At 75.6% G+C, this 25,709-nt stretch carries 22 protein-coding genes; 7 read left to right on the top strand and 15 right to left on the bottom strand.

All coding sequences use genetic code 11. The features are described from left to right. Window positions 1-2: 2 nt before the first annotated feature. The 6 genes from KPL57_RS30905 to ppc form a co-directional block, all read right to left on the bottom strand. Entirely contained in the window at window positions 3-683 is a 681-nt protein-coding gene (locus KPL57_RS30905) for an SIMPL domain-containing protein (RefSeq protein WP_226354186.1), read from the bottom strand. Then, the gene (locus KPL57_RS30900; protein WP_226354185.1) at window positions 680-2,683 is read right to left on the bottom strand and encodes a prolyl oligopeptidase family protein; all 2,004 of its coding nucleotides are present in this window, start codon (window positions 2,681-2,683) and stop codon (window positions 680-682) included. The genes KPL57_RS30905 and KPL57_RS30900 overlap by 4 nt, the downstream gene beginning before the upstream one ends. A 14-nt stretch (window positions 2,684-2,697) precedes the next feature. Then, on the bottom strand, window positions 2,698-3,456 hold the full coding sequence (locus KPL57_RS30895; protein WP_226354184.1) for a LamB/YcsF family protein: 759 nt from the start codon (window positions 3,454-3,456) through the stop codon (window positions 2,698-2,700). Between the two features lie 425 nt (window positions 3,457-3,881). Continuing rightward, on the bottom strand, window positions 3,882-4,715 hold the full coding sequence (locus KPL57_RS30890; protein WP_226354183.1) for an rRNA methyltransferase: 834 nt from the start codon (window positions 4,713-4,715) through the stop codon (window positions 3,882-3,884). A 49-nt stretch (window positions 4,716-4,764) separates the two neighbouring features. After that, window positions 4,765-4,965, bottom strand: a complete 201-nt coding sequence (locus KPL57_RS30885) for a hypothetical protein (protein ID WP_062398523.1) — start codon at window positions 4,963-4,965, stop codon at window positions 4,765-4,767. Window positions 4,966-4,999: 34 nt separating this feature from the next. Beyond that, a complete protein-coding gene (ppc, locus tag KPL57_RS30880; protein WP_226354182.1) occupies window positions 5,000-7,768 on the bottom strand; it encodes a phosphoenolpyruvate carboxylase in 2,769 nt (922 codons plus the stop codon). 207 nt (window positions 7,769-7,975) lie between these two features. On the opposite strand from ppc, the gene KPL57_RS30875 reads away from it, so the two are divergent. Continuing rightward, the gene (locus KPL57_RS30875) at window positions 7,976-9,994 is read left to right on the top strand and encodes a beta-galactosidase (RefSeq protein ID WP_226354181.1); all 2,019 of its coding nucleotides are present in this window, start codon (window positions 7,976-7,978) and stop codon (window positions 9,992-9,994) included. Between the two features lie 139 nt (window positions 9,995-10,133). Here the strand turns inward: KPL57_RS30875 and KPL57_RS30870 are convergent, their stop codons facing one another. The 5 genes from KPL57_RS30870 to KPL57_RS30850 are packed head-to-tail and all read right to left on the bottom strand — an operon-like array spanning window position 10,134 to window position 14,131. Continuing rightward, window positions 10,134-10,412 (bottom strand): HPr family phosphocarrier protein, encoded by a 279-nt coding sequence (locus tag KPL57_RS30870; protein WP_226354180.1) that lies wholly within the window; start codon window positions 10,410-10,412, stop codon window positions 10,134-10,136. 26 nt (window positions 10,413-10,438) lie between these two features. Then, complete coding sequence (locus KPL57_RS30865) at window positions 10,439-11,953, bottom strand: PTS fructose transporter subunit IIC (RefSeq protein ID WP_062398517.1); 1,515 nt, start codon at window positions 11,951-11,953, stop codon at window positions 10,439-10,441. Next, window positions 11,950-12,399 (bottom strand): PTS sugar transporter subunit IIA, encoded by a 450-nt coding sequence (locus tag KPL57_RS30860; protein ID WP_226354179.1) that lies wholly within the window; start codon window positions 12,397-12,399, stop codon window positions 11,950-11,952. Before KPL57_RS30860 ends, KPL57_RS30865 begins: the two co-directional genes overlap by 4 nt. Then, complete coding sequence (gene pfkB, locus KPL57_RS30855; RefSeq protein WP_226356598.1) at window positions 12,396-13,343, bottom strand: 1-phosphofructokinase; 948 nt, start codon at window positions 13,341-13,343, stop codon at window positions 12,396-12,398. Before pfkB ends, KPL57_RS30860 begins: the two co-directional genes overlap by 4 nt. Window positions 13,344-13,369: 26 nt before the next feature. After that, window positions 13,370-14,131: a DeoR/GlpR family DNA-binding transcription regulator gene (locus KPL57_RS30850; RefSeq protein ID WP_226354178.1), complete on the bottom strand. Its 762-nt coding sequence runs from the start codon at window positions 14,129-14,131 to the stop codon at window positions 13,370-13,372. 98 nt (window positions 14,132-14,229) lie between these two features. Here KPL57_RS30850 and KPL57_RS30845 point away from each other — a divergent pair, with 98 nt between their 5' ends. From KPL57_RS30845 to KPL57_RS30830, 4 genes are all read left to right on the top strand, one after another. Then, window positions 14,230-15,891: a putative PEP-binding protein gene (locus KPL57_RS30845; RefSeq protein WP_226354177.1), complete on the top strand. Its 1,662-nt coding sequence runs from the start codon at window positions 14,230-14,232 to the stop codon at window positions 15,889-15,891. Between the two features lie 203 nt (window positions 15,892-16,094). Next, a complete protein-coding gene (locus KPL57_RS67540; protein ID WP_264198689.1) occupies window positions 16,095-17,726 on the top strand; it encodes a DICT sensory domain-containing protein in 1,632 nt (543 codons plus the stop codon). Between the two features lie 79 nt (window positions 17,727-17,805). After that, window positions 17,806-18,423 (top strand): ClpP family protease, encoded by a 618-nt coding sequence (locus KPL57_RS30835; RefSeq protein WP_062398509.1) that lies wholly within the window; start codon window positions 17,806-17,808, stop codon window positions 18,421-18,423. Window positions 18,424-18,428: 5 nt separating this feature from the next. Further along, window positions 18,429-19,040 carry a ClpP family protease gene (locus KPL57_RS30830; protein ID WP_062403890.1) on the top strand — a complete coding sequence of 204 codons (612 nt, stop codon included), beginning with the start codon at window positions 18,429-18,431 and terminating at the stop codon, window positions 19,038-19,040. Window positions 19,041-19,051: 11 nt separating this feature from the next. Here KPL57_RS30830 and KPL57_RS30825 read toward each other — a convergent pair whose 3' ends face one another. The 3 genes from KPL57_RS30825 to KPL57_RS30815 all read right to left on the bottom strand — a co-directional run bounded on the left by KPL57_RS30825 (window position 19,052) and on the right by KPL57_RS30815 (window position 20,634). Then, complete coding sequence (locus tag KPL57_RS30825; RefSeq protein WP_226354176.1) at window positions 19,052-19,333, bottom strand: helix-turn-helix domain-containing protein; 282 nt, start codon at window positions 19,331-19,333, stop codon at window positions 19,052-19,054. 71 nt (window positions 19,334-19,404) lie between these two features. Next, window positions 19,405-20,250, bottom strand: coding sequence for an alpha/beta fold hydrolase (locus KPL57_RS30820; protein ID WP_226354175.1), 846 nt, complete (start codon window positions 20,248-20,250; stop codon window positions 19,405-19,407). 63 nt (window positions 20,251-20,313) lie between these two features. After that, on the bottom strand, window positions 20,314-20,634 hold the full coding sequence (locus KPL57_RS30815; RefSeq protein WP_226354174.1) for a metalloregulator ArsR/SmtB family transcription factor: 321 nt from the start codon (window positions 20,632-20,634) through the stop codon (window positions 20,314-20,316). A 100-nt stretch (window positions 20,635-20,734) separates the two neighbouring features. Between KPL57_RS30815 and KPL57_RS30810 the strand changes: the two genes are divergently transcribed. Further along, a complete protein-coding gene (locus tag KPL57_RS30810; protein ID WP_226354173.1) occupies window positions 20,735-22,666 on the top strand; it encodes a heavy metal translocating P-type ATPase in 1,932 nt (643 codons plus the stop codon). 22 nt (window positions 22,667-22,688) lie between these two features. On the opposite strand, the gene KPL57_RS30805 is transcribed toward KPL57_RS30810, so the two are convergent. Further along, a complete protein-coding gene (locus KPL57_RS30805; RefSeq protein WP_226354172.1) occupies window positions 22,689-23,312 on the bottom strand; it encodes a TetR/AcrR family transcriptional regulator in 624 nt (207 codons plus the stop codon). A gap of 96 nt (window positions 23,313-23,408) precedes the next feature. Between KPL57_RS30805 and KPL57_RS30800 the strand changes: the two genes are divergently transcribed. Next, window positions 23,409-25,703 (top strand): HAMP domain-containing sensor histidine kinase, encoded by a 2,295-nt coding sequence (locus KPL57_RS30800; RefSeq protein WP_226356597.1) that lies wholly within the window; start codon window positions 23,409-23,411, stop codon window positions 25,701-25,703. The last annotated feature ends 6 nt before the right edge of the window (window positions 25,704-25,709 follow it).

Here is a 25,709-nt window from a genome sequence, read left to right as displayed (position 1 = left end):
CGTCAGCAGCCCGGCCGGACCACGAACTCGGCCTCCACCTCGGCCCGGACGGTGATGTCGTCCGGGGCGAGCAGCGTCCCGAGCCCGCCGTCGGCGGACTCGGCGCCCCAGCTGCCGGGCGCGCTCACGGCCCGGGCGCTCATCGCGACCGCCCGTGTGCCGAGCATCCCGGTGTCGGCGACCGAGCGCGGGGCGACGGTGCCCAGGTCCAGGGCGTCGGCGTAGTCCTGGGCGCGTTCGACGGCCTGGCGCAGCGCGTCCTGCCGGGCCGCGCGCTCGACCTCGCGGCGGTGGTCGCGGGCCAGGTCCCAGGTGATCCCCTGGACCTGCGCACCGGTGAACCGGTCCACACCGGACAGCCACGCGCCGAGCCGTGCGACGTCGTCGAACTCCACCGACACCGACACCGACGCGTGGTGCACCGGCGGCTGCGGGCGCCCCTCGAAGGAGGGCTGCTCGACCCAGCTGCGGGCCTGGTCGACGACGTAGCGCCGGACCGGCCCGGCGTCGGGGTCGTGCAGGCCGCGCACGTCGGCGACGAGCGCCGCGGTGCCGCGCTCGACCTCCGCCCGCACCGGGGCGGCCTCGGGGCCCTGCGCCTCCACGACGACGAGCGCGGTGCCGCGCTCGGCGGGCACCTGCCGCTCGTGCTCGCCCCGCACCCTGATCACGACGTCGCTCATGCCAGCTTCTCCCACAGGAATCCGTAGGCCAGTGCGGCCATCCTCGCGGCCTGCGCGTTGTCCGCGGCGCCGCCGTGCCCGCCCTCGATGTTCTCGTAGTAGGTCACGTCGTGACCGGCGGCCTCCAGCGCGGCGGTGAACTTGCGGGCGTGGCCGGGGTGCACCCGGTCGTCGCGGGTGGAGGTCAGCAGGATCGTCGGCGGGTAGTCGGCCGCGTCGTCGATCAGGTGGTACGGCGAGAACGTCCGGATGAACTCCCAGTCGTCGGTGTCCGGGTCGCCGTACTCGGCCATCCAGGAGGCACCGGCGAGCAGGTGGCTGTAGCGCTTCATGTCCAGCAGCGGCACCTGGATCACCACCGCGCCGAACAGCTCCGGGTAGCGGACCAGCATGTTCCCGGCCATCAGGCCGCCGTTGCTGCCGCCCTGCACGGCGAGGTGTGCCCGCGAGGTGACGCCGCGGTCGATGAGGTCCCGGGCGACGGCGGCCATGTCCTCGTAGGCCCGCGGCCGCTTCTCGCGCAGCGCCGCCCGGTGCCAGCGCGGCCCGTACTCGCCGCCGCCGCGCAGGTTCGCGACCGCGTACACGCCGCCGCGCTCCAGCCAGGACCGGCCGGTGCCACCGGAGTAGCCGGGCGTCATGGGGATCTCGAAGCCGCCGTAGCCGTAGAGCAGGGTGGGGGCGGTGCCGTCGAAGGGCAGGTCCTTCGCTCGGACCAGGAAGTACGGGACCCGGGTGCCGTCGTCGCTGGTCACGAAGTGCTGCTCGATGACGTGGCGGGACGCGTCGAAGAACGCGGGCGCGCTGCGCAGCGGACGGGGCTGTTCGCCGACCGTCGCGATCGACAGCGTCGACGGGGTCAGGTAGTCGGTGACGATCAGCCAGACGTCGTCGCTCTCGTCGGCGTCGACCGCGGCGACGGTGACGCTGCCGAACTCCGGCGCCCCGGTGAACGGCGTGCGGGTCCAGCCCTGCTCGCCCGGGGTGAGCACGACGAGCCGGTCGACGACGTGCTCCAGCACGTCGAGCACGAGGTGGTGGCGGGTCCAGGTGTACCCGGCGAGCGAGGAGGAGTCGGTGGGCTCGAACAGCACCTCCCAGGTGGGGGCGCCGGCCAGGACGTCGTCGAAGCGGGCGGCGAGCAGCGAGCCCGCGGTGAACGAGCCCCAGTCCTCGCGCAGCTCGACGGTGCACCACTCGCGGTGCACGTCGGCCATCGCGGAGTCCGGGACGTCGATCTTGGTGAGGGTCCCGTCCGCGCCGATCAGGTGGAGCTCGTCGGCGTAGAAGGCCAGCGCCCGGCGCAGGAAGTCCCGCTCGAAGCCGGGGGTGTGGTCGCGGAACGCCGAGATGCTGAGATCGGTCTCCTCGCCGGCGTAGACCAGCTCGGCGGACTCCAGGGCCTCGCCGCGGCGCAGCCGGCGCACCGTGCGCGGGTAGCCCGAGGTCGTCATGGTGCCCGGACCGAGGTCGGTGGACAGGTAGACGGTGTCGCGGTCGATCCAGCTCATCCCGCCCTTCGCCTCGGGCCGGGAGAACCCGTCGTCGACGAAGCTGCGGGTCGGGAGGTCGAACTCGCGTGTGACGTCGGCGTCGGCGCCGCCGCGGGACAGGTCGACCAGCGCGCGGTCGAGGTCCGGGCGCAGGAACCGGGCGCCGTGCCAGACCCAGTTCTCGCCCTCGGCCGCGTTGAGCGCGTCGACGTCGAGCAGCACCTCCCACTCGGTGTCGGCGCTCCGGTAGGACTCCGGGGTGGTGCGCCGCCACAGGCCGCGCGGGTGCTGCTCGTCGGTCCAGAAGTTGTAGTAGTGCCCGCCGCGGGCGGTGACGAACGGGATCCGGTCGCGGGAGTCGAGGACCTCGCGGATCCCCGACTCCAGCTCGGCGAACAGCGGGGTGCCGGTCAGCCGCGCCTCGGTGCGGGCGTTGCGCTGCGACACCCATTCCAGGGCCTCGGTGCCGGTGACGTCCTCGAGCCAGGCGTGCGGGTCGTTCGTCATGACCCGATCATCGCTCACACGAACGGTGCGACGGTGATCCCGGCCCGGGCGAGCTCGTCACGGACCCGTCGGGCGGTCGCGACGGCGCCGGGGGAGTCGCCGTGCAGGCAGGCGGACTCGGCACGGACCGCGACGTCGCTGCCGTCGACCGCGCGCACCGTCCCCGTCCCGACCACGCGGACGAGCCGTTCAGCCGCCTCCGCGGGGTCGTCGAGCAGCGCACCCGGTTCGCCGCGCGGCACGAGCCCGCCCTCACCGGTGTAGCCGCGGTCGACGAAGAACTCGCCCACCGCGCGCAGCCCGGCCCGCTCGGCCTCCGCGAGCAGCTCGGACCCGGGCAGCCCGAGCACCGGCAGCGACGGGTCGTACGCCCGCACCGCCCGGACCACCGCGCGCGCCTGCTCGGTGTGCGTCCGCGTGGCGTTGTAGAGCGCACCGTGCGGCTTGACGTAGCGGACCCGGGTGCCCGCGGCCCGGCACAGGGCCTCGAGGCCGCCGATCTGGTAGAGCACGTCGTCGGTCAGCGCGCCGGGCTCGATGTCGAGGAACCGGCGCCCGAACCCGCGCAGGTCCGGATACGACACCTGCGCCCCGACGACGACCCCCGCCCCGGCCGCCCCCGTGGTCGTGACCCGCAGCGTCGAGGGGTCCCCGGCGTGGAACCCGCACGCGACGTTCGCCGAGGTGACGAGCCCGAGCATCGCCTCGTCGTCGCCGAGGGTCCACCGGCCCCAGGACTCACCGAGGTCGGCGTTCAGGTCGATCGTGCTCACGGGCGTGTCCTCGGTGTCTGTGTCGGTCTCACGGTGTCGGTGTCGGTGTCGGTGTCGGTCCGGGGTCCAGTGTGACCGGTACCGGCTCGCCCGGAGGTCGGAGCTCCTGGGCCCGGCGGCCCGGTATCGGGCCACCTCGCCCGGGCCGGGGCACGGCAGGGTGCTGGTTCTCCGAATTCGCTTACCCGGTAAGCGAATTCGGAGAAGAGGGGGTGGCCGGGCACCCGGTCCCTGCAAGGCGTGGAGGCGCGTCGCCCGGCCGGCACCCCTGTTCCACGAGAGACAGTTCGTCCCGTGAACGGTTCTGCGGGCGTCGGACCTCCCCGGAACCGAGGGGGCCGGGGCGAGGCACCGACGGGGATCGATCGGCCCTGCCCCGGCGCGAGGGTGCCGAGCAGCCCTGCCCCGGGCGATCCTGCCCCCGGTCAGCCCTCCCGCAGCGCGCCCGCCCGCACCAGGACGGCGGCCCGGTGCCCCACGCGGACCCGGTCGAGGGGCCGGACCCCGCCCGGCAGCGGCACCGTCCGTCCGCGCCCGACGGCCACGACCACGGCGTCCGGGCGGAGCACGGTGGCGACCGCGCGCAGGAACTCGACCCCGGGGTCCTGGTCGTCGTCGGCGGCGCGGGCGGGACCGGCGGCGCGGACAGGCCCGGCGGCGCGGGCGGGCCCGGCGGCGGGGGCCGGCATCTCGGCCGCGCCGGGCCGGGTCGGGGAGGCGGCCCAGGTCGTCCGGTGCCCGTGCGGCAGGTCGGCCAGGACCAGGTCCGGGCCGGTCCCGTACCGATCCGCCCCGGCCAGCGCGCTGCGGACGGCAGCGGTGTCCCGGGCGTCGGCGGGGGCGACGGACCAGGCCGGGGTGCTCGCCGGGACCAGGGTCCGGGCGGCGGTCGCGGCGTCGGCGTAGGACGGCTTGTCGTGCCGGGCCGCGAGGGCGTCGAGGTCCGCGGCGCGGGCGGTGAGGCCGCCGGGGTCGAGCAGGGCGAGGTTGCGCCGGGCCAGGTCGAGCGGCTCGGGGTCGGCGTCGGTGCCCACCAGCCGCGCGAGGCCGGGGACGAGCAGGCCCAGCACGGTGAGGGTCACCCCGGCGCCGCAGCACGGGTCCCACACGGTGAGCGGGGCGTCGGCGGGCAGGTGGGCGCGGGCGCGGCCGGCGAGCTCGACGGTCAGGCGTACCGGGAGGGTCGGGCGGCCCGGCGCCGACGCCAGCACCGCGTCGAGCGCCGCGTGGTTCGCGGCCGGGGCGTGGCGGTACTGCACCCGGGCAGTCCAGCAGCCCGCGACCGCACCGGTTCCAGCGGGTGGCCGGTCAGCGGGTGCGGCGGTGCAGCCAGAACGCCACGCCGCCGACCAGCAGCGCGACGACCACCAGCGCGCCGACGATCTGCGGGCCTGCGGTCCCGGCCAGGTAGCTGAGCGGGAGCCCGGCCAGCGCGATGATCAGCACCCAGGCGACCACCCGGCGGGTCGCGGGGCCCTCCGGGCCGGGTGTGTTCCGATCGTGCTCCATGTCCGGAACGTACCGGTCGGCCCGGTGCCGGAGCTCAGCCGGTGTTCTTCATCCCGGCCGCGATCCCGTTGATCGTCAGCAGCAGGGCGCGCTCCAGGTCGGGATCCGGGTCGTCGCCCGCGGCCCGGCGCTGGGCGAGCAGCTCGACCTGCAGGTGGTGCAGCGGCTCGAGGTAGGTGTTGCGCACCGACAGCGTGCCCCGCAGCACCGGGTGCCGGGCGAGCAGCTGGTCCTCCCCGGTCACCGCGAGCAGCTCGCGGCGGGTCAGCTCGTGCTCGGCCCGGATCTGCGCGAACAGTCCCTGCTGCTCCGGCTCCACCAGGGTCGCGACGTAGTTCGACGCGATCCGCAGGTCGGTCTTCGCCAGCGTCATCTCGACGTTGCCGATCAGGTTCCGGAAGAACGCCCACTCCCGCATCTCGGCGAGCTCGTCGGCGTAGCCGGCCTCACGGGCGGCCTTCAGTCCCGAGCCCAGGCCGTACCAGCCGGGCACGACCATCCGGGTCTGTGTCCAGCCGAACACCCACGGGATCGCCCGCAGGTCGTCGAGCGTCGGCTCGCCCTGCCCCGGTCGCTTCGACGGCCGCGACCCGACGTTGAGCCGCCCCAGCTCCTCCACCGGCGTCGCCGCGGTGAAGAACAGCGGCAGACCCGGGTCGTCGACGAGCGTCCGGTAGGTCGCGGTGGCCGCCTCGGACACGCAGTCCATGACCTCGTCCCAGCGCTTCAGGGTCTCGGCCGGCCAGCGCGACGCCTGGTGCAGCAGCGACGCGTCCAGCATCGACGCCAGCAGGATCTCCAGGTTGTCGTGCGCCAGGCTGGGCAGCGAGTACTTGTCGGAGATGACCTCACCCTGCTCGGTGAGCTTCATCGTGGCGTCGACCGACCCGAACGGCGCCGACGCGATGGCCTCACCCGCCGGACCGCCGCCGCGCCCGACCGACCCGCCGCGGCCGTGGAACAGCCGCAGCCGCACCCCGTGCTCGGCGGCCACGTCGCGCAGCTGGCGCTGCGCCCGGTGGATCTGCCACTGCGACGCGGTGATCCCCGCGCCCTTGTTGGAGTCGGAGTACCCCAGCATGATCTCCTGCAGGTCACCGCGGTTGCGGACCTGCTGCCGGTACCCCGGGTCCGACAGCAACCCCTCCAGCAGCTCCCCGGCCCGTGACAGCTCCTCCACCGTCTCGAACAGCGGCACGAGGTCGATCGAGGAGCGCGGGTCGTCGCCGATCTCGACCATGTACGCCTCGCGGGCCAGCACGGCGACGGCGAGCAGGTCGTCGACGTCGCGGGCCATCGAGACGATGTAGGTCCGCACGACCTCGTCGCCGAACTCGTGCTGCAGCGCGTGCACCGTGTCGAACAGGTCCAGCACCGGCGCGGCGGCCTCGGGCACGCCGTAGTGGCGGCGGAACAGCGGCCGCTTGCTGCGCAGCTCCGCCGAGAGCAGCTCGCGGCGCTCGTCGCGGGTCAGCTCGGCGTAGGGCTTCTCCAGCTCACCGAGCCCGTCGAACACCGCGCCGAGCGCGTCGTGGTGCTTCTGCGAGTGCTCGCGCACGTCCATCTCGACCAGGTGCAGGCCCAGCGCGCGGGCCGAGCGGATCGCCCGGGCCAGGGTGCCGCCGGCGATCCGGGCGCCGTGGTGGCCGCGCAGCGACCGGTCGACGACCAGCAGGTCCTCCAGGTAGCCGGCCGACCCCAGGTAGTCGACGCCCGGCTCGTGCGCGGCGCCGGCCGCGATCCGCCGGCGGGTGTTCTCCAGCCGGGCCGCGACGTAGGACAGCTTGAGCCGGTACGGCTCGTGCGCGTTGAGCCGGATGTAGCGGTCGTGCACCGCGGGCAGCGCGCGGCGGTCCCGGGCCAGCGAGCCGCGCAGCTCCTCCGACACCCCCATCACCCGCGTCGACACCGACAGCTCGAAGACCAGCTTCTCCACCAGCGCGGTGTGGATCCGGATCGCCCGGTCGGCGTTGAGCTCCAGCACCTCGCGGGTCACCGCGGGGGTGACGTTGGGGTTGCCGTCGCGGTCGCCGCCGACCCACGACCCCAGCACGAGCGGACGCGCGTCGTCGGGGATCTCCAGCCCGGCCTCGGCGGCCTCCCGGGCGAACTCGCCCAGCAGGTCCGGGACGGTCCGCTCACCGAGCCGGGCCGCGAACCAGGCGACGTTGCGGGCCTCGTCGATCACCATCGGCTTGCCGGGGCGGATGTCGTCGGTCTGCCACAGCAGGTCGACCAGCGCGGCGAGCTCCTCGTCGGGCGCCCGGTCGTCGAGGGCGTCGACGACCCGGCGCAGGATGCCCAGCACCGACTGCCGGGTCGACTCGGTCGGGTGCGCGGTGAACACCGGGCGCAGCTCGGCCCGGGCCAGCACGTCGGCGACCTCGTCCGGGTCGGCCTCGGTGGCCAGGCGGCGCAGCACCGTCCGCAGCGGTCGCGCGTCGGCCGGGCGCAGCTCGCGCAGCTCACGGGACCGGTGCAGCTGCTCGGCGACGTTGGCCAGCTGGAAGTACTGGGAGAACGCCCGCGCCAGCAGCACCGCGGTGCCGGTGTCGATCCCGTCGAGCAGGGCCGCGACGACGTCCGGCCCGGCCTCGCCGCGCGCGGAGTCCCGGGCCGCCCGGCGCACCTGCTCGACCAGCTCCAGGACCTCGGGACCGGACTCGTCGGACAACGTCCGCCCGAGCATCGTCGACAACCGCCGGATGTCGGCGCGCAGCGCCTTCTGCTCGCTCTCGCTGACGACGCCCGAGTGCGCGGTCAGCGAGTCGGGGGCGAGTGCGGTGGTCTCCGAGGGGCTCACGCAGGCTCTCCGGTTCTCCGCGCGGTGGCGCGGGTCGGGACGGGCCGCTCGCGTCGTCGGGAACGGGGTTCGGGCAGCGGCATCGTCCCCCGCCGGCGCGGGGCGGGGCCATCGCTGGCGCCGCCCGTAACCCCGGGGAAACCTGATCCGCACGAACCCGGACACATCCGCACGACATCGCACATCGTCGCGGGCCACACTGGGCGCATGACCCGCTGGCTGCGTCGCACCCCCGGTGCCTCCCGTCCCCGCATCGAGTTCGGGGCCGACTACAACCCCGAGCAGTGGCCGCGCGCGGTGTGGGAGTCCGACGTCGCGCTCATGCGCGAGGCAGGCGTGACGGTCGCGACCGTCGGCGTCTTCTCCTGGGCGCTGCTCCAGCCCGCGCCGGACCGCTGGGACCTCGGGTGGCTCGACGACGTGCTGGACCTGCTGCACGCGGGCGGGATCGCCGTCGACCTCGCGACGGGCACGGCGTCACCCCCGCCGTGGCTGCACCACCGGCACCCGGAGATCCTCGCCGCCGACGCCGACGGCCGGACCCTGGCGCCGGGCGGGCGCCAGCACCACCGCCCGACCTCCCCGGTGTTCCGCCGACACGCCCTCGCCCTGGTCGAGCGGCTCGCCCGCCGCTACGGCGACCACCCCGCGCTCGCCGCCTGGCACGTGTCCAACGAGCTGGGCTGCCACGACGTCCACGACCACTCCGACGACGCCCGGGTCGCGTTCCGGGCCTGGCTGCAGCGCCGCTACGGCGACCTCGACCGGCTCAACCACGCCTGGGGCACCGCGTTCTGGTCCCAGCACTACGGCGACTGGGACGAGATCGGCACCCCGCGCCGCACCGGCCCGGGCACCCACCCGAACCCGACCCAGCAGCTCGACTTCGCCCGCTTCTCCTCCGACGCCCTGCTCGACCACCTGCGCGCCGAGCGGGACCTGCTGCGCGATCTCACCCCGGACGTGCCCGTGACCACCAACTTCATGGTGATGGGCGAGACCAGCGGCATGGACTACGCGACCTGGGCGCCCGAGGTCGACATCGTCGCCAACGACCACTACGTGTTCCCCGGCCCGGACGCCCGCGACGAGCTGTCGTTCTCGGCCAACCTCACCGGCAACCTCGCCGGCGGGCACCCGTGGTGGCTGATGGAGCACTCGACGTCGGCGGTGAACTGGCAGCCGGTCAACCGCGCCAAACGCCCCGGGGAGCTCGCCCGCGACGCGCTCACCCACCTCGCGCACGGCGCCGACGCGCTCTGCTTCTTCCAGTGGCGCCAGTCCGCGGCGGGCGCGGAGAAGTTCCACTCGGCGATGGTGCCGCACGCCGGGCCGGCCTCGGCGCTGTTCCGCGACGTCACCGCGCTCGGGGCGACACTGCGCGACCTGGCCCCGGTCGCCGGGGCGCGGCGGGTCCCCGCGCCGGCCGCGGTGCTGTGGGACTGGCCGTCGTGGTGGGCCGCCGAGCAGCCGTTCACCCCGACCACCGAGCTGCGCTACAAGGCCGAGGCGCTCGGCTGGTACCGGGCGTTCCTCGACGCCGGGGTGCGGGCCGACGTCACGTCCGCGGACGCGGACCTGTCCGGCTACGGGCTGGTCGTCGCCCCGGTGCTGCACGTGGTCGGCCCGGACCGGGCGGCCGCGCTGACCGCCTACGTCGGGGCCGGTGGGCACCTGGTCACCACCTACTTCTCCGGCACCGTCGACGACGACGCGCACGCCGTCCTCGGCGGCTACCCGGGCGCGCTGCGCGACCTGCTGGGCATCCGGGTCGAGGAGTTCGCGCCGCTCGACCCGGGCGCCGTCGTCGAGCTCGACGACGGCTCCACCGGTGACCTGTGGAGCGAGGCCGTGCAGGTGGTGGACCCGGCCGTCGAGGTGCTCGCCCGCTGGACCGGCGGCGGCACCGACCCGGCCGCGGGGGACCTCGCCGGGCTGCCCGCGGTGACCCGCCGCCCGGTCGGGGACGGGTCGGCGACCTACGTCCCGACCCGCCTCGCCGACCGCGCCCCGCTGCTGCGACGCCTGCTGGCCGCCGCCGGGATCGCCCCCGAGCTGCCCGGCGAGCTGGCGGGACGGGTGGAGCTGGTCCGCCGCGACGGGTTCCGGTTCGTCGTCAACCGGACCGACGCCCCCGTCGACCTGGGGCCGCTCGGCGCGGCGGAGGTGCTCGCCGGCCCGGCCGGCACCCTGCCCCCGCGCGGGGTGACCGTCCTGCGGGACTGAGCCGCGGGATCGAGCCGCACGTTCCGGCCCCCGGGAGGGCGGACACGTGCGTCTCGGCGGGACCGGGGTGCGGACGGCCGGACGCCCCGCCGCGCGGGAGGCGCGGCGGGGCGTCCGGGTCGTACCGGGTGACGCAGGGTCAGCTCGCGTCGAGGTCCTGCTCCAGCAGCGCGGCCAGGGCCGCGACGGCGGCCTCGCCCTGCTCGTCGTCGGAGGAGGTCAGCACGACCTCCTCGCCGGACTTCACGCCCAGGCCCATCACCGACAGGATCGAGGCGGCGTCGACCGGACCACGCTCGCCGTCGGCGGTCCCGATCCTCACCTTGACCCCCTGCTCCTTGGCGGCGGTCACGAACAGGTTGGCGGGGCGGGCGTGCAGCCCGACCGACGAACCGACCTTCACACGGCGCTCGGCCATGGTGGGTGCTCCTTCTCTCGGGTGGGTCAGCCCGCGACCGGCGCGGCGGCCGGGGCGGTGGCGGTCTGCTCGGCGGCGGCCGGGGCCGGGGTGCGGCGGGCGGACTTCAGGCCGACGACCAGGGCGGCGGAGACCAGGGTGCCCGCGATGATCGCCAGCAGGTAGGCGAACGGGTTGCCGATCAGCGGGACCACGAAGATGCCGCCGTGCGGGGCCCGCAGGGTCGCGCCGAAGGCCATCGACAGCGAGCCGGCCACCGCGGACCCGGCCATCAGCGACGGGATGACCCGCAGCGGGTCGGCCGCGGCGAACGGGATCGCGCCCTCGGTGATGAACGAGGCGCCCAGCAGCCAGGCGGCGCGGCCGTTCTCCTGCTCGGCCTTGGTGAACAGGTTCTTGCGGACGGCGGTGGCCAGGGCCAGCGCCAGCGGCGGGGTCATGCCGGCGGCCATGACCGCAGCCATGATCATCAGCGCGGTCTCGGAGCCGGTGGACAGCCCGGCGACGGCGAAGGCGTAGGCGGCCTTGTTGACCGGGCCGCCCATGTCGAAGGCCATCATCAGGCCGAGCAGGGCGCCGAGCAGGATCGCGTTGGTGCCCGAGAGGCCGTTGAGCCAGTTGGTCAGGCCGGTCGTGGCGGCCGCGAGGGGCGTGCCGACGACCAGGAACATGATCGCGCCGACGACGGCGGTACCGATCAGCGGCAGCACCAGCACCGGCATGATCCCGGCCAGGGCGCGCGGCGGCTGCCACAGCTTGAGGCCGTAGATGACCGCACCGGCGAGCAGACCGGCGACCAGACCGCCGAGGAACCCGGCGTGGGTCTGGACGGCGATCATGCCGCCGACGAAGCCGGGCACCAGGGCCGGGCGGTCGGCGATGGCGTAGGCGATGAAGCCGGCCAGGACCGGGACCAGGAAGCCGAACGCCAGGCCACCGACCTGGAAGAACAGCGCGGCCCAGGACTGCAGGGCACCCGGGTCGAACACGACCGAGGCCACGCCGTCGTCACCGAAGGAGACGACGTCGGGCGCCTCGGTGATCTGGTAGCCGCCCAGGGCGAAGCCCAGCGCGATCAGCAGACCGCCGGCCGCGACGAACGGGATGACGTAGGAGACGCCGGTCATCAGCCAGCCGCGCAGCTTCGAGCCGAAGCCGGCGCCGAAGTTCTTGGTGTCCAGGTCGGACCCGTCGCGCTGGGCCGGGACGGCGGCCGCGGCCGAGCCCTTCGGCTGCGCGGTCGCCTTCGCGACGGCCTGCTCGATCAGGCCCGGCGCGCCGCCGATGGCCTTCTTGACCGGGGAGGTGACGGTCGGCAGGTGCGCGAAGCGCTCCTTGTCCCGCACCTCGACGTCGGCGGCCAGGATGATCGCCTCGGCCTCGTCGAGCTGGGCCTGGGTGAAGGGCGTCGAGCCCGCGGACCCCTGGGTCTCGACGACGATCTCGTGACCCGCCTCCTCGGCGGCGACCTCGAGGGCCTCGGCGGCCATGTAGGTGTGGGCGATGCCCGTCGGGCATGCGGTGACGGCGAGGAGCTTCACGCTCCCACCTCCTGCTGGATGAAGGTCGCGACGGCGGCCGGGTCGGTGGCGTTGCGGAGCTCGTTCTTGAACGAGGCACGGACCAGGCGACGGGCCAGCGCAGCGAGCACCGTCATGTGGTCGGTGTTCCCGCCCTCGGGGGCGGCGATCATGAAGATGAGGTCGGCGGGGCCGTCCTCGGCGCCGAAGTCGACACCCGACGGCGCGCGGCCGAAGGCCAGCGTCGGCTCGGTGACGGCCGCGGAACGGCAGTGCGGGATGCCGATGCCACCCTCCAGGCCGGTCGGCATCTGGGCCTCGCGGGCCTCGATGTCGGCGAGGAACCGGTCGAGATCGGTGACCCGGCCGGCCTTCACCAGGCGCTCGGCGAGCGCGGTGACGGCGGTCCTGCGGTCGGCCGACGGCACGTCGAGGTCGACCAGATCTGCGGTGATCAGTGCGGTCATGCGGCATCTCCGGTGAGGGCGAGGGTGACGTCCGGCGTGGGGGCCAGTTCGACGTCGTCGATTCGGATGTCGGCCGGACCCGGCGTGGCGGAGCCGGGCAGTCGGCAGGCGGCGGCGCCGTAGGCCACGGCCTGCCGCAGGGCGTCGGGTCCCTCCCCACCCGCGGCCAGGAACCCGGCCAGGGTGGAGTCACCGGCGCCCACCGTGCTGAGCACGGTGATCGGAGGGGTCCGGGCGTGGTACTCGCCGGACCGGTCGACCAGCAGGGCGCCACCGGCGCCCAGGCTGACCAGGACCGCGCCGATCCCGCGGGCACGCAGCTCGCGGGCGGCCAGCAGCACGTCGCCGAGGCTGCCCAGGGGGCGCCCGACGAGCTCGGCCAGCTCGGCGTGGTTGGGCTTCACGAGGTCGGGGGCCGCCGCGACGGCGTGGTGCAGCGGCGCGTCCGAGGTGTCGACGGCGATCCGCAGGCCGGGCCGGCGGCAGCGCCGGACCAGCTCGGCGTAGAAGTCGTCGCCGACGCCCGACGGCAGCGAGCCGCAGCCCACCAGCCAGGTCGCGCCCGCGCCGAGCGCGCAGGCCCGGTCCATCAGGGCCTCGACCTCGTCGGCGGCCAGGTGCGGGCCCCGCTCGTTGATCTTCGTGGTGACGCCGTCCGGCTCGACCAGGGTGATGTTGACCCGGGTGGCCTCGGTGATGGGCACCGCGACGGTGGTGACGTCGGTCGGCTCCAGCAGTGCGGCCAGCCGCTCGCCGGGCGTCGCGCCCGACGGCATCAGCGCCACCGTGCGGTGCCCGGCCGAGGCCAGGGCGCGGGCGACGTTGACGCCCTTGCCGCCGGGGTCGATCCGGACCGACTCGGCCCGGTGGACCTCGCCGCGCACCAGGTGCGGCAGCGCGATGGTCCGGTCCAGGCTCGGGTTCGGGGTGACCGTCACGAACATCCGCGGTGCGGGGACGGAACGGGGTGTCATGCGCGTACCACCTTGGGGCCGGCGGCCTCCAGCGCGGCGGCGTCCGCCGCGTCGAGGCCGGTGTCGGTGATCAGCGTGTCGACCTCGGCCAGCGTGCCGAAGCGGACGAACTGGTCGGAGCCGAACTTGCTGGCGTCGGCGAGGACGACGGTGCGGCGGGCGGCGCGCAGCATCGCCCGCTTGGTCGCGCCCTCGCCGGTGTCGGGTGTGGTGAGGCCGCGTGCCACGGAGAAGCCGTTGGTCCCGATGAAGGCGACGTCGATCGTGAGACCGGCCAGCACCTCGGTGCCCCAGTCGTCGACGGTGGCAAGCGTCGTCCCGCGGACCCGGCCGCCGAGCAGTCGCAGGTCCACGTTCGGGCGCCCGGCCAGCGAGGACGCGATCGGCAGCGAGTTGGTGACGACGGTGACGTCGCGCTCGCGGGGCAGGGTGCTCGCGAGCCGGGAGGTCGTGGTCCCGGCGTCGAGCAGGACGGTCGCGGCGGTGCCCAGCTCGGCGAGGGCGGCCTTGGCGATCCGCTCCTTCTCCGCGCCGAACTGGCTGTCGCGCTGGCCGACCCCGGGCTCGAAGTTCAGCAGGTCCGACGGGATCGCCCCGCCGTGCACCCGCCGGACGAGGGCCTGGCGCTCCAGGGTCCCGAGGTCCCGGCGGATGGTCTCGGGGGTGACATCGAGCTCCTCGGCGACAGCGGCCACGTCGACCCGGCCCCGATCCCGGGTCCGGTCGAGCAGCCACTGCTGACGCTCCGCTGCGTACATCTTCGTTCGCTCCCGCTTCGATGCTTGCTTGTGTCTGAGTATGTGGGTTTTACTGTGTTTGTCAACGGGTCACGTCGAAGTAACCCCGGGAGCCACTCATGCCGAGCACGACCGCCCTCACCGGAATCCCCGCCAGCCCCGGCCGTGCCGGCGGCCGCGTCGTCCGCGTCGCCGAGCCGCCGGGCGAGCCGGCCGCCGGCCCCGCCCCGGCCGACGCCTCCGCCGAGGCCGCGCGGATCGCGCCGGCCGTCGAGCTGGTGTCGCAGCGCCTAACCGCGCGCGCCGCGACCGTCAGCGGGGACGCGCGGGAGGTGCTCGAGGCGACCGTGACGATGGTCGGGGACCCGGCCCTGCTGGAGAGCGCGCAGGACCTGGTCACCGGCCAGGGCCGCCCCGCCGCGCGCGCGGTGTGGGAGGCCGCGAACTCCTTCGCGGAGATGCTGACGTCGATGGGCGGCTACATGGCCGAGCGCGCCCGCGACATCCACGACGTGCGCGACCGCATCGTCGCCGAGCTGCTGGGGCTGCCCGCGCCGGGCGTCGCCGACCTGGACGCGCCCGCCGTGCTCGTCGCGACCGACCTGGCCCCGGCCGACACCGCCGGGCTGAAGCCGGGCGTCGCGCTCGCCCTGGTCACCGAGCAGGGCGGCCCGACCAGCCACACCGCGATCCTCGCGCGTTCGCTGGGGATCCCCGCGGTCGTCGGCTGCGCGGGCGCGACCCGGATCGCCGAGGGTGCCGCGCTGACCGTCGACGGCGGCACCGGTGAGGTCGTCGAGGTCGCCACCCTCGACGAGGCCACCGCGTTCGCCGCCGCCGCCTCGGTCACCGCCGAGTGGGACGGCGTCGGCCGCACCGCCGACGGCCTGGTCGTGCCGGTCCTGGCCAACGTCGGCGACGGCCCCGGCGCGGCGAAGGCCGCGGACGCCCGGGCCGAGGGCGTCGGCCTGTTCCGCACCGAGCTCGCGTTCCTCTCCGCGGCCGAGGAACCCACCGAGGCCGCCCAGCGCGAGGTCTACACCGCGGTGCTGTCCGCGTTCGCCGGCAAGCCGGTCACCGCCCGCACCCTCGACGCCGGCGCGGACAAGCCGCTGCCGTTCCTGTCGCTCGACGGCGAGCCCAACCCGGCGCTGGGCGTGCGCGGCCTGCGGATCGCCCGCGTCCCGGGCAACGGCGACGGCGTGCTGGAGCGCCAGCTCGCCGCGCTCGCCGCCGCGGCGAAGGAGACCGGCGTCGCGCTCAAGGTGATGGCGCCGATGGTCGCCACCGCCGAGGAGGCGCGCTGGTTCGTGCAGCGCTGCCGGGCGCACGGCATCGAGCAGGCCGGCGTGATGATCGAGATCCCGGCCGCGGTGCTCACCGCCGACGAGATCATGGCCGAGGTCGACTTCGTCTCGGTCGGCACCAACGACCTGGCCCAGTACCTGTTCGCCGCGGACCGCCAGTCCGGGCCGGTGGCCGCGCTCAACGACCCGTGGCAGCCAGCGCTGCTGCGGCTGATCGGGCTGCTCGGCGAGGCGTCGGCGCGCACCGGCACGCCGGTCGGGGTGTGCGGCGAGGCCGCGGCCGACCCGGGGCTCGCCGCGGTGCTGGTGGGGCTCGGCGTCGCGAGCCTGTCGATGGGCACGGGCGCGCTCGCCGCGGTCGGGGCGAACCTGGCCGGGCTGACGGTGGAGCAGTGCCGGGAGCGGGCGCGCGCGGCCTGCGCCGCGGCCGACCCGATCGCGGCCCGCCGGGCCGTCGCCGCCCTCGACGGCTGATCGTCCGTTCGTCGCGTCCGTCCTTCCGCTCGGCCGTGCGGTGGACGGACCGGCGGCCGTCACGCCGCTGGTCGCAGTGACCTGTGGTCCCACCGGACGTACCCGGCCACCGGTTGCCCCCGGCGACCCGCGGTTGTTGGCTCGACACACGGCGTGATCCTGTATCGCGAACCGGGGCGCCGTCCGACGACCGGAGGTCACCCATGTCCGAGGGACCGCTTGCCCACGCCGTCCGGGTGGCCTCGGAGCAGGCCTATGTCGACGGGCTGTCCGAGGGCCGCCGCGAGGCCTGGGAACGGGCCTCGGGGGCCCGTCCGGAGCCGGCGTCGAAGCGGCTGCTCGTGCACCTGTCGCACTCCATCGAGCGCGCGGTGATGTCCGGTCCGCGGGAGGACCCGACGGTCGTCGTCGCGCTGTTCCAGCAGCTGCGCTTCTTCGACCGCGAGCGCGAGGTCTACGCGCGGATGGCCCAGGCCGGGATGCACGTCGTCGTCGCGTTCGCCGACGGCGGGGTGCACGACGTGCCGGACGGCGTCCACCTCGTGGTGCTGGACCCGGACGAGCCGCTGGCGTCGGAGTGGAGCGTCGTCGCGCTCGGGCCCGGGGCGGGTGCGTTCCTGGTCGCGACCGACCAGTACGCCCGCGACCCGCGCGAGCAGGGCGAGGCCGGGCGGGTGTTCCTCGGACGCTGGGGCTACGCCCGTGCCCAGGCCGGGACCGAGCTCGCGCGGCTGCGGTTCGCGCTGGGGGACCGGCTGCCGTCCTCGGTGCGGCGCACGGTCGACGAGCTGCTCGGCTCCTCGATGCCGACCGGCGGCGACCCGGCGGCCTCGGCGGGCACCACCGGCGAGGCGTGGGCGACGACCTCGCTCAACCACATGATCGACCGGTTGCTGTCGGCCCGGGCCGGCACCCGTGAGCTGCGGTCCCAGCTGGCCGACGCCCAGCGCGCCGCGGCCGCCCGTGCCGCCGCCGCGGTCGACCCGGCGAGCGGCCTGCCCACCGCCGAGGCCCTGGACCGCTTCGCCGGTCCGGCGGGGCCGGAGGCGCTGCCCGTCGGCGTCGCGCTGTTCGACCTGCCCGGCCTCGACGGCTCCGTCGTGCACGACGACGACCGCGCCGCCTGGTTCGCCGCCCACCAGGTCGCGGCGGCGATGACCCAGCCGCTCGGCCCGGTCGACGCGGCCCTGCGGCTGTCCGAGCGCGAGTTCGCGCTGGTCGTGCCCGGTGCCTCGGACCGGCACCTGGCCGGGCTCTGCGACCGGGTCGGCGAGCGGCTGGCGCTGGCCTCGCAGGGCTGGCCAGGCATCGCGCTGGCCGGGCGGGTCGCGTTCGCGGTCACGACGACCCGGCCGCTGCCGCTGGCCGACCTGCGCGAGGCGCTGGCCCACCTGCCTGAGGAACCGGGCGACGCCGGCCCGGTCGACGCCGGCCGGAACCCGGCCGGGGACCGCATCGTCGTCGCGGCGACCGGGCGGGAGGGCGCCCCGCCGCGGCCGTCCCCGGAGCCGTCGGCCGCGGCCCGGCACCGCGGTCCCGACGACGTCGCACCGCGCCCGCGGCCGGCCGGGAAGGGCGGCGGGTCCGACGACCCGGTCGCGCCCCCGCCCGACGCGCACGCCCCGCCGCCGCGGCCCGCGCCGGCCCCGCCGCCGTCGCGGCCCCGGCCCTACCTCGACGCGTCCTCGACCGGCCCGCAGCCGGTCACCGGCGAGGCGGCCGCCGACCCGCGGGCCGCGGCGCAGGAGGCGCTGCGCCGCCTGGTCCAGGGCGACCAGGGTGCCGGCTACGACGTGTTCGCCGACCGGCACCCGGGCGGCGGACACCCCGGCTGACCGGCGCGTTCGCCCTGGGCGGAGCTGCCCAGGGCAGAACCGGGCGCGGACCGGGCCGTCCCCCGGCCACGGTGGGGTCATGAGCGACTCACCGCGCACCCCGCGCTTCGACGACCGCGCCCGCCGCGACCTCTACGACCAGCGCGTCGTGGTGCTCGACGGCCCCCTCGACGACGACAACGGCACCCTGCTCGCCACCCAGGTCGTGGCGCTGGCCGCCCGCGACCCGGACGCCGACATCGCTTTCTGGATCCACTCGCCCGGCGGGTCGGTGCCGGCGATGCTGGCGCTGCGGGACCTGTTCCGGCTGGTGCCCTGCGACGTCTCGACGCTCGTGCTCGGCATCGCCTACAGCGCCGGGCAGTTCCTGCTCTCGGCGGGCACCCCGGGCAAGCGGCGCGCGCTGCCGCACTCGCGGGTGCTGATGCACCAGGGCTCGTCGGGGATCGGCGGGACGGCCGTCGACATCGAGCTGCAGGCCGACGACCTGCGCCACACCCGCGACACCGTGCTCGGCCTGATCGCCCAGGACACCGGGCAGCCGGTGGACCGGATCTTCACCGACTCGCTGCACGACCGCTGGTACTCCGCGGCCGAGGCGCTCGACTACGGCTTCGTCGACGCCGTCGTCGACCGGTTCGACCAGGTGGTGCCGCGCCGCGGTGCCGTCCCGACCGGCTTCGGCGTGGGGCGGTGACGGCGGTGAGCACCTACACGATCCCGAACGTCATCGCCCGCACCCCGGGTGGCGAGCGGGTCCTCGACGTCTACTCCCACCTGCTCACCGAGCGGGTCGTCTACCTGGGCACCGAGATCGACGCGGGCGTGGCGAACGCGCTGATCGCCCAGCTGCTGTTCCTGGAGGCCGACGACCCCGACCGCGAGGTGCAGCTCTACGTCAACTGCGGGGGCGGCGACCCCAGCGCGATGCTCGGCATCTACGACACGCTGCGTCACGTCCGCTGCCCGGTCGCGACGACGTGCGTCGGCCAGGCCGTCTCGGTGGGGGCGGTGCTGCTCGCCGCCGGGACCGAGGGTCGTCGCGGCGCGCTGCCGCACGCCCGGGTCGTGCTGCACCAGCCGGCGGCGCAGGGCCGCGGGTCCATCCCGGACCTGATCCTGCAGGCCGACGAGCTGGTCCGGATCCGTGCCGACATCGAGGAGATCCTGGCCCGGCACACCGGGCAGACCGTCGAGCGGCTGCGCGCCGACACCGACCACGACCGCGTGTTCACCGCGTCCGCGGCCCGGGACTACGGCCTGCTCGACACCGTGCTCGAACCGCAGCCGCCGCGCACCCGCGAGCGTCGCTGAGCGGCGCCGGGTCAGGCCGCCAGCGCGTAGGCGCACTGCGGCCCGTGCGCCCGCGGGGCCGTCGCGAGACCGTCGGCGACGCCGCGGGTCAGCCCGGCCAGGTCGGTCCCGAGCGCCCCGGCGACGGCGGCGATCATCTCGCTGGAGGGCTCCTTGCGGCCCCGCTCCACCTCCGAGAGGTACTGCGGGGACACCCCGGCGCGCCCGGCCGTCGCGTGCAGGGTCTCGCCGCGGGCGTGCCGCCGTCGTCGCAGCTCACGACCGAGTGCGTGCCGCCAGAGGGGTTCGCTCATGGGGGCACGGTAGGGCCGGACGGCGGCCGCGGTCCCCGGGTTCCGCCCACAGCGGAACCCGGGGCGGGCGCTCAGGCCTTCAGGAAGTCGAGCAGCGCGGCGTTGAACTCGTCGGGGTGGGTCGCGTTGAGACCGTGCGGGCCACCCTCGATCAGCACGAGCCGAGCACCCTCGATCGCCTCGTGCGAGCGCTTGCCGGACACCTCGAACGGGACGATCGCGTCGGCGTCGCCGTGGATGACCAGGGTCGGGATGCCGGCGTCGGAGACCTTCTGCACGTCGTCGCGGAAGTCGGTGCGCCCGAACGCGGTGATGCAGTCCAGGGTGCCCTTCGGCGACGCGAACTCGGCGATCGCGCGGTGGTAGGCACGGTTCGGCTCGCTGATCAGGTCGGTCCGGTCGCCCGCGGCGAAGAAGTTCGACGTGAACTCCTCCAGGAAGGCGATCCGGTCACCGGTGACGCCGCCCTGGAACTGCTCGATCGTGGCGTCGTCGAGACCGCCGTCGGGGTTGTCGTCGGACTGGTAGAGGTACGGCGGGACGGCCGCGGCCAGCACGGCGCGGGCGACCCGGTCGGTGCCGTGCCGCGCGATGTGGCGGACGACCTCGCCGCCGCCCATCGAGAACCCGACGAGGGTGGCCTCGCGCAGGTCGAGGTGCACGAGCAGGGCGTGCAGGTCGTCGGCGAAGGTGTCGTAGTCGTAGCCGTCCCAGGGCTGGGAGGACTGGCCGAAGCCACGACGGTCGTAGGTCACGACCCGGTGACCGGCGTCGACCAGCGCGGGGACCTGCTTCTCCCAGGACCTCCCCGACAGCGGCCAGCCGTGGATCAGCACGACGGGGGCGCCGGAACCCTGGTCGGTGTAGTGCAGCTCGACCGGGCTGCCGTTCTCGGTACCGATGTTGAGCTGGGGCATGGGGTGCTCCTCCGGGAAGATCGGTTGCGTCCTCCCGATTCGCGTACCCGCCCCGCCGCGGGCCTACCCGTCGACGGCCGTGCCCTGCCCGAGCATCCGCTCCAGCACGGCGCGGACGGTCGCGTCCTCCACGGTGTAGTACACGTAGGTCCCCTCGCGCCGGTTCTCGACCAGGCCCGACAGCCGCAGCTTGGACAGGTGCTGGCTCACCGCCGTGGGGGCGGCGCCGACCAGGTCGGCGAGGCAGGCCACCGAGGACTCGCCCTGCAGCAGCGCCCAGAGGATCTTGACCCGGGTCGGGTCGGAGAGCATGCGCATCGCGTCCGCCACCCGGCGGACCTCGTCCTCGGGCGGCATCGCGAAGCCGTGGATGGACTCGTGCACGACGCCGAGGATACCTGCGTGACTGCGCGGATGGTCCACCGTCTCACCATCTGGATGGCTGGCTGCGTATCTTCGTGCATGCGCAGGTACGGTTCCACGCATGCGATCCGCTCTGACCCTGCCCGAGGTCCGCTGGGCCGGGGCCTCCCTGCTGGCCTTCCTGGCCGCGCTCGGGGCCGACCTGCTCGGCGCGCCGTCCGCGGTGGTCGTCGGCCTGTACCTGGCCTGCTACGTCCTCGGCGGCTGGGAGCCCGCGCTCGAGGGCCTGCGCGCGCTCGGGGAGAAGCGGCTCGACGTCGACCTGCTGATGATCGTCGCCGCGGTCGCGGCCGCCGCGATCGGACAGTGGTTCGACGGCGGCCTGCTCGTCGTCATCTTCGCGACGTCCGGCGCGCTGGAGTCGGTCATGACCGCCCGCACCCGGGCCGGCATCCACGCGCTGCTCGACCTCGCCCCGGAGACGGCCACCGTCGCCGACGACGACGGCACCGAGCGCACCCTCCCGGCGGCCGGGCTCGTCGCGGGGCAGGTCGTGGTCGTCCGGCCGGGGGAGCGGGTCCCCGGCGACGGCACCGTGCTCGACGGGGTGTCGGAGGTCGACACCTCCGCGCTGACCGGGGAGCCGGTCCCGGCCCGCACCGGCCCCGGCGACGCGGTGCTCGCGGGCACCGTGAACGGCACCGGCGTGCTGCGGGTCCGGGTCTCGCGGGACGCGGCGGACACCGTCGTCGCGGGGGTCGCGGCGCAGGTCGAGCGGGCCGCGGAGACCAAGGCGGGCCGCCAGCTGTTCATCGAGCGCGTCGAGCAGCGCTACTCGGTGCTGGTCGTCGCGGGGACGGTGCTGCTGCTCACCGTGCCGCTGCTGCTCGGCGCCCCGTTCCAGGAGACGCTGCTGCGCGCGATCGTCTTCATGATCGTGGCCTCGCCGTGCGCGATCGTGCTCGCGACGATGCCGCCGCTGCTCGCCGCGGTCGCGGTGTCCGGCCGGCGCGGGACGCTGGTCAAGGACGTCACCGTGCTGGAGGCGCTCGCCGAGGTCGACACCGTGGTGCTCGACAAGACCGGCACGCTGACCTCCGGCCGCCCGCAGGTGGTGTCGGTGACCCCGCTCGGGTCCCGGCGCGCCGACGAGCTGCTCGCCCTGGCCGGGGCCGCCGAGGCCGGCAGCGAGCACGTGCTGGGCCGGGCGGTGCGCGCGCACGCCCTGGAGCGCGGCCTGCACCTGCCCCACGCCGAGGGGTTCACCGCGGTCCCGGGCGAGGGTGTGCGGGCGGTCGTCGGCGGGCGGAGCGTCGCCGTCGGGCGCCCGGAGCTCGCCGGTGACGTGGAGGTCCCCGGGGTCGCCGCGCTGCAGGAGGCGGGGCGGACCGCCGTCGTCGTGCTGGTGGACGGCGAGCCCGCCGGGGTGGTCGGGCTGTCCGACGAGCCGCGTCCGGGTGCCGCGACCGCGCTGGCCGCGCTGCGCCGCGAGGTCGGCGGCGACCCGCAGGTCCTCACCGGCGACGCCGAGCGCCCGGCCCGGGTGCTCGCCGAGCGGCTCGGCCTGACCCGGGTGCGGGCCGGGCTGCTGCCCGACGGCAAGGTCGAGGTCGTCCGCGCCGAGCAGGCCCGGGGCCGCCGGGTGCTCGCCGCGGGCGACGGCATCAACGACGCGCCGCTGCTCGCGTCGGCCGACGTCGGGCTCGTCGTCTCCGAGGGGGCGGGGGCGCTGTCCCTGGACGCCGCCGATGGCGTGCTCACCCGCGACCCGCTCGGCTCGCTGGCCCCGCTGGTCGTGCTGGCCCGGCGGGCGCGGCGGATCGCGCGGGCGAACCTGGCCTTCGCCGCCGCGGTGGTCGTCGTCCTGGTCGGGTGGGACCTGGTCGGGACGTTGCCGCTGGTCGTCGGCGTCGCCGGGCACGAGCTGTCCACGGTGCTGGTGTGCCTGAACGGGCTGCGGCTGCTCGTCGTCGCGCGCCGGGAGGACCGGCGGGCCCGGGCCGCCGTCGCGCCGGTCGCCGTGGCCGCCGAACGGGAGCGCGTCGGGGTCTGACGGGTGCTCGGCCCGGAGCTGGTCAGGCCGGGTCGACCGCCAGCGCGGCCAGCGCCATCCGGCGCAGCACCGCGGCCCGGGCGTCCGCCCCGCGCGGGGACGGCTGCTCGGCCCGCGGCGCGTACGGCGTGGAGTTGAGCAGGCCGAACACCCCGTGGGCGACGGTGCGGGCCTCGGCCGGGGCGACGTCGGGGTGCGCCCGGCGCAGCGTGTCCACCCACAGCTCGACGTAGGTGCGCTGCAGCCGCCGCACGGTGCGGCGCGGCTCCTCGGGCAGGTTCGCCAGGTCCCGGTCCTGCACGACGATCAGCTCCGGCTCGCGGGTCGCGAACGCGACGTGGAAGTCGACGAGGTCGGCCAGCGCGGCACGGGGGTCGTCGTGGTGCACGCGGGCGCGGCCGCCGTCGAGCAGGCGCTCGGAGATGTCGATGAGCAGCTCGGCGAGCAGCGCCTCCTTGCCGGGGAAGTGCCGGTAGAGGGCGGGGCCGCTGACACCGACCGCGGCGCCCAGGTCGGCGATGCTCACCCCGTGGAAGCCGTGCCGGGCGAACAGCCGGGCCGCCTCGGTGAGGATCTGCTCGCGCCGCGACGGGGCCTCCGTGCGCGCGCCCGCGCCGTCCGCGGGGGAGGGTCCTGCTGCGACCATCGGACGATCGTAGCGTCGTCGGTTAACGGTTGTTAACGCGCCGTGCGGTCCGTCTCAGGCTCCGCACAGGTCGGCGGCGATACCCTCGTGAGCGTGATGAGGACCCTGCGCCGGATGCGCGAGCGTCTCGGCGTGCGCGCCGCGTCCGCCCTCGCGGCGGCGACGGCGGTCGCGATGGTGCTCGTCGTCGCCGGTGTGTCGCTGGTGCTGATCCTCGAGAGCCAGCTGAAGCGCAACACCGAGGAGGCCCTGCTGGCCAACGCCCAGCAGGTGGCCGAGCGCATCCAGGCCAACTTCGCCGACTACCGCCCCGGCGACCCGGCCAAGGAGAACGCGGTGGTGACCACCGCCCGCCGCACCGACCTGGTGCAGGTCGTCACGGCCTGGAGCGACCGGACCGGCGCGCCCGACGACCGGGTCGGGTCGAACGGCGAGGGCCGCAACATCGAGGTGTTCGCCTCGTCCGAGCCGCTGGACGGCCAGCCGAAGCTGGTGGACTGGGTCCTCGCCCCGCACGAGACGCGCTCCCAGATGGACGTGCCGGTCACCTTCCACGACGCGGGCGGCCCGGAGCCCGACGCCGGGCCGCTGCAGACCGAGAACATGATGGTCGTCGGGCTCGGCGTGCGGGCCTTCGACCGGCCGATCACGATCTACTCCGCCCAGCCGACCGACCAGATGCACAGTGCCGTCGACCTCGTGACCTGGCTCGTCGCGGGCGGGGTCCCGCTGCTGGTGCTGGTCGCGGGCGGCTTCACCTACCTGTTCGCCGGCCGCGCGCTGCGCCCGGTGGAGGACATGCGGTCCCGGGTCGCCGGGATGGGCGACAAGGACCTCTCCCAGCGCGTCGACGAGCCGGCCGCCCGCGACGAGGTCGGCCGTCTCGCCCGCACCATGAACCAGATGCTCGGGCGGATCGAGTCCTCCCAGGCGACCCAGCGTCGCTTCGTCGCCGACGCCAGCCACGAGCTGCGCAGCCCGCTCGCGACCGTGTCGACCGGTCTGGAGCTGCTCGGCTCGGGCATGCCGGAGGCGTCCGCGGACCGGGCCACCGTCGACGTCCTGCGCGGGGAGGCCTCTCGGCTGACCGGCCTGGTCGAGAACCTGCTGTTCCTCGCCCGTGCCGACGAGCGCGGCATCGCGCCGCGCCGCGAGGAGGTCGACCTCGACGAGATCGCCGACGCCGAGCGGGAGCGTCCGTCGGCCGAGACCGCCGTCGCGGTCCGGGTGACCAGCGAGCCCGTCCGGGTGGTCGGCGACCGCGGGCAGCTGGTCCGGGTGCTGCGCAACCTGGTCGACAACGCCAAGCGGCACGCGTCGTCGACGGTCGCGGTGTCGGTCCGGGCCGAGGGCGACCTCGCGGTGATCGAGGTCGACGACGACGGCAACGGCGTCCCCGAGGCCGACCGCGCCCGGGTCTTCGAGCGCTTCGTGCGGCTCGACGAGGCCCGGTCCCGCGGCGACGGCGGCTCCGGGCTCGGCCTGGCGATCGTCGCCGAGCTGGTCGCGGCGCACGGCGGGACCGTGGAGGCGACCTCGTCGCCGGAGCTGGGCGGGGCCCGGTTCCGGGTCACCGTGCCCGCCGTGACGGCGCCGCTGCCCGAGGAGGAGACCCCCGAACCGGTGGCCGCCGACCACGCCGGTGCCGGGCCCGGCGGCGAGCCGGCCGCGGAGCTGTGCGACGACCGGCCCTCCGGCCCGATCCCGCGGGTGACCGCGCGGTCGCCGTGGGCGCGGGCCGAGGAGCCCGCCGACTTCGGCCCGGACGCGTGGCTGGGGCAGGGCGGCGCCGACCACGGGACACCGGAGCACGGCACGGCGCGGAACGTCACGGCGCAGAACGGTGCGGAGCAGCCCGACCCGGCGCGGAACGGTGCGGCGCGGAACGGTGCGGCGCAGGGCGGCGCGGCGTCGGGCGGCACCGCTCCGGTCCGCCCGGTCATGGGCTCCGCGGTCGCTCCCGAGGGCACCGTGGGGGCGGGCGCGTCGGCGCGCGGGACCGCCGCTGCGGATGGCATGATGCGCACGCCCGGTGACCCGGCCGTCACCCACGGCTCGGGCACGGACGGTCGGACCCCGGACAGCGGTCCGGTGACGACCCCGCCCGACCCGGAGGACGACGTGTCCGCACCACCCGCCCACAGTCGTCTCGACCCGCCGACCGGTCCGCTGCCGATCCGGCCGAACACCGTCGGCAGCCCGTTCGACGAGAACGCCACCCGGCCGTTGCCGGTCGTCACGCCGCGTGGGCAGCGGGCCCGTGGCGGCACCGCCGTCGCCAGCCGGGAGACGGCCCGTGACACCCGGGACACCGGGCGCGAGCCCGCCCGGGCCGAGCGGGAGCCGGTCGGGACGCCGTCGCCGCGGCGGCCGTTCGACCGTCGTCGCTGAGCGGGT

The organism is Pseudonocardia sp. ICBG601, from assembly GCF_020496245.1.
Note: the sequence above shows the minus strand (reverse complement) of the source record. Positions and strands in the feature narration are given on the sequence as shown.

Coding starts and splice junctions, on each gene's coding strand:
- KPL57_RS30820 (WP_226354175.1), bottom strand. CDS start 20,250: ATGCCCCAGCTCAACATCGGTACCGAGAACGGCAGCCCGGTCGAGCTG.
- KPL57_RS30885 (WP_062398523.1), bottom strand. CDS start 4,965: ATGGAGCACGATCGGAACACACCCGGCCCGGAGGGCCCCGCGACCCGC.
- pfkB (WP_226356598.1), bottom strand. CDS start 13,343: ATGTTCGTGACGGTCACCCCGAACCCGAGCCTGGACCGGACCATCGCG.
- KPL57_RS30845 (WP_226354177.1), top strand. CDS start 14,230: ATGCCGAGCACGACCGCCCTCACCGGAATCCCCGCCAGCCCCGGCCGT.
- KPL57_RS30900 (WP_226354185.1), bottom strand. CDS start 2,683: ATGACGAACGACCCGCACGCCTGGCTCGAGGACGTCACCGGCACCGAG.
- KPL57_RS30860 (WP_226354179.1), bottom strand. CDS start 12,399: ATGACCGCACTGATCACCGCAGATCTGGTCGACCTCGACGTGCCGTCG.
- KPL57_RS30875 (WP_226354181.1), top strand. CDS start 7,976: ATGACCCGCTGGCTGCGTCGCACCCCCGGTGCCTCCCGTCCCCGCATC.
- KPL57_RS30825 (WP_226354176.1), bottom strand. CDS start 19,333: ATGAGCGAACCCCTCTGGCGGCACGCACTCGGTCGTGAGCTGCGACGA.
- KPL57_RS30810 (WP_226354173.1), top strand. CDS start 20,735: ATGCGATCCGCTCTGACCCTGCCCGAGGTCCGCTGGGCCGGGGCCTCC.
- KPL57_RS30905 (WP_226354186.1), bottom strand. CDS start 683: ATGAGCGACGTCGTGATCAGGGTGCGGGGCGAGCACGAGCGGCAGGTG.
- KPL57_RS30850 (WP_226354178.1), bottom strand. CDS start 14,131: ATGTACGCAGCGGAGCGTCAGCAGTGGCTGCTCGACCGGACCCGGGAT.
- KPL57_RS30805 (WP_226354172.1), bottom strand. CDS start 23,312: ATGGTCGCAGCAGGACCCTCCCCCGCGGACGGCGCGGGCGCGCGCACG.
- KPL57_RS67540 (WP_264198689.1), top strand. CDS start 16,095: ATGTCCGAGGGACCGCTTGCCCACGCCGTCCGGGTGGCCTCGGAGCAG.
- KPL57_RS30835 (WP_062398509.1), top strand. CDS start 17,806: ATGAGCGACTCACCGCGCACCCCGCGCTTCGACGACCGCGCCCGCCGC.
- KPL57_RS30870 (WP_226354180.1), bottom strand. CDS start 10,412: ATGGCCGAGCGCCGTGTGAAGGTCGGTTCGTCGGTCGGGCTGCACGCC.
- KPL57_RS30800 (WP_226356597.1), top strand. CDS start 23,409: ATGAGGACCCTGCGCCGGATGCGCGAGCGTCTCGGCGTGCGCGCCGCG.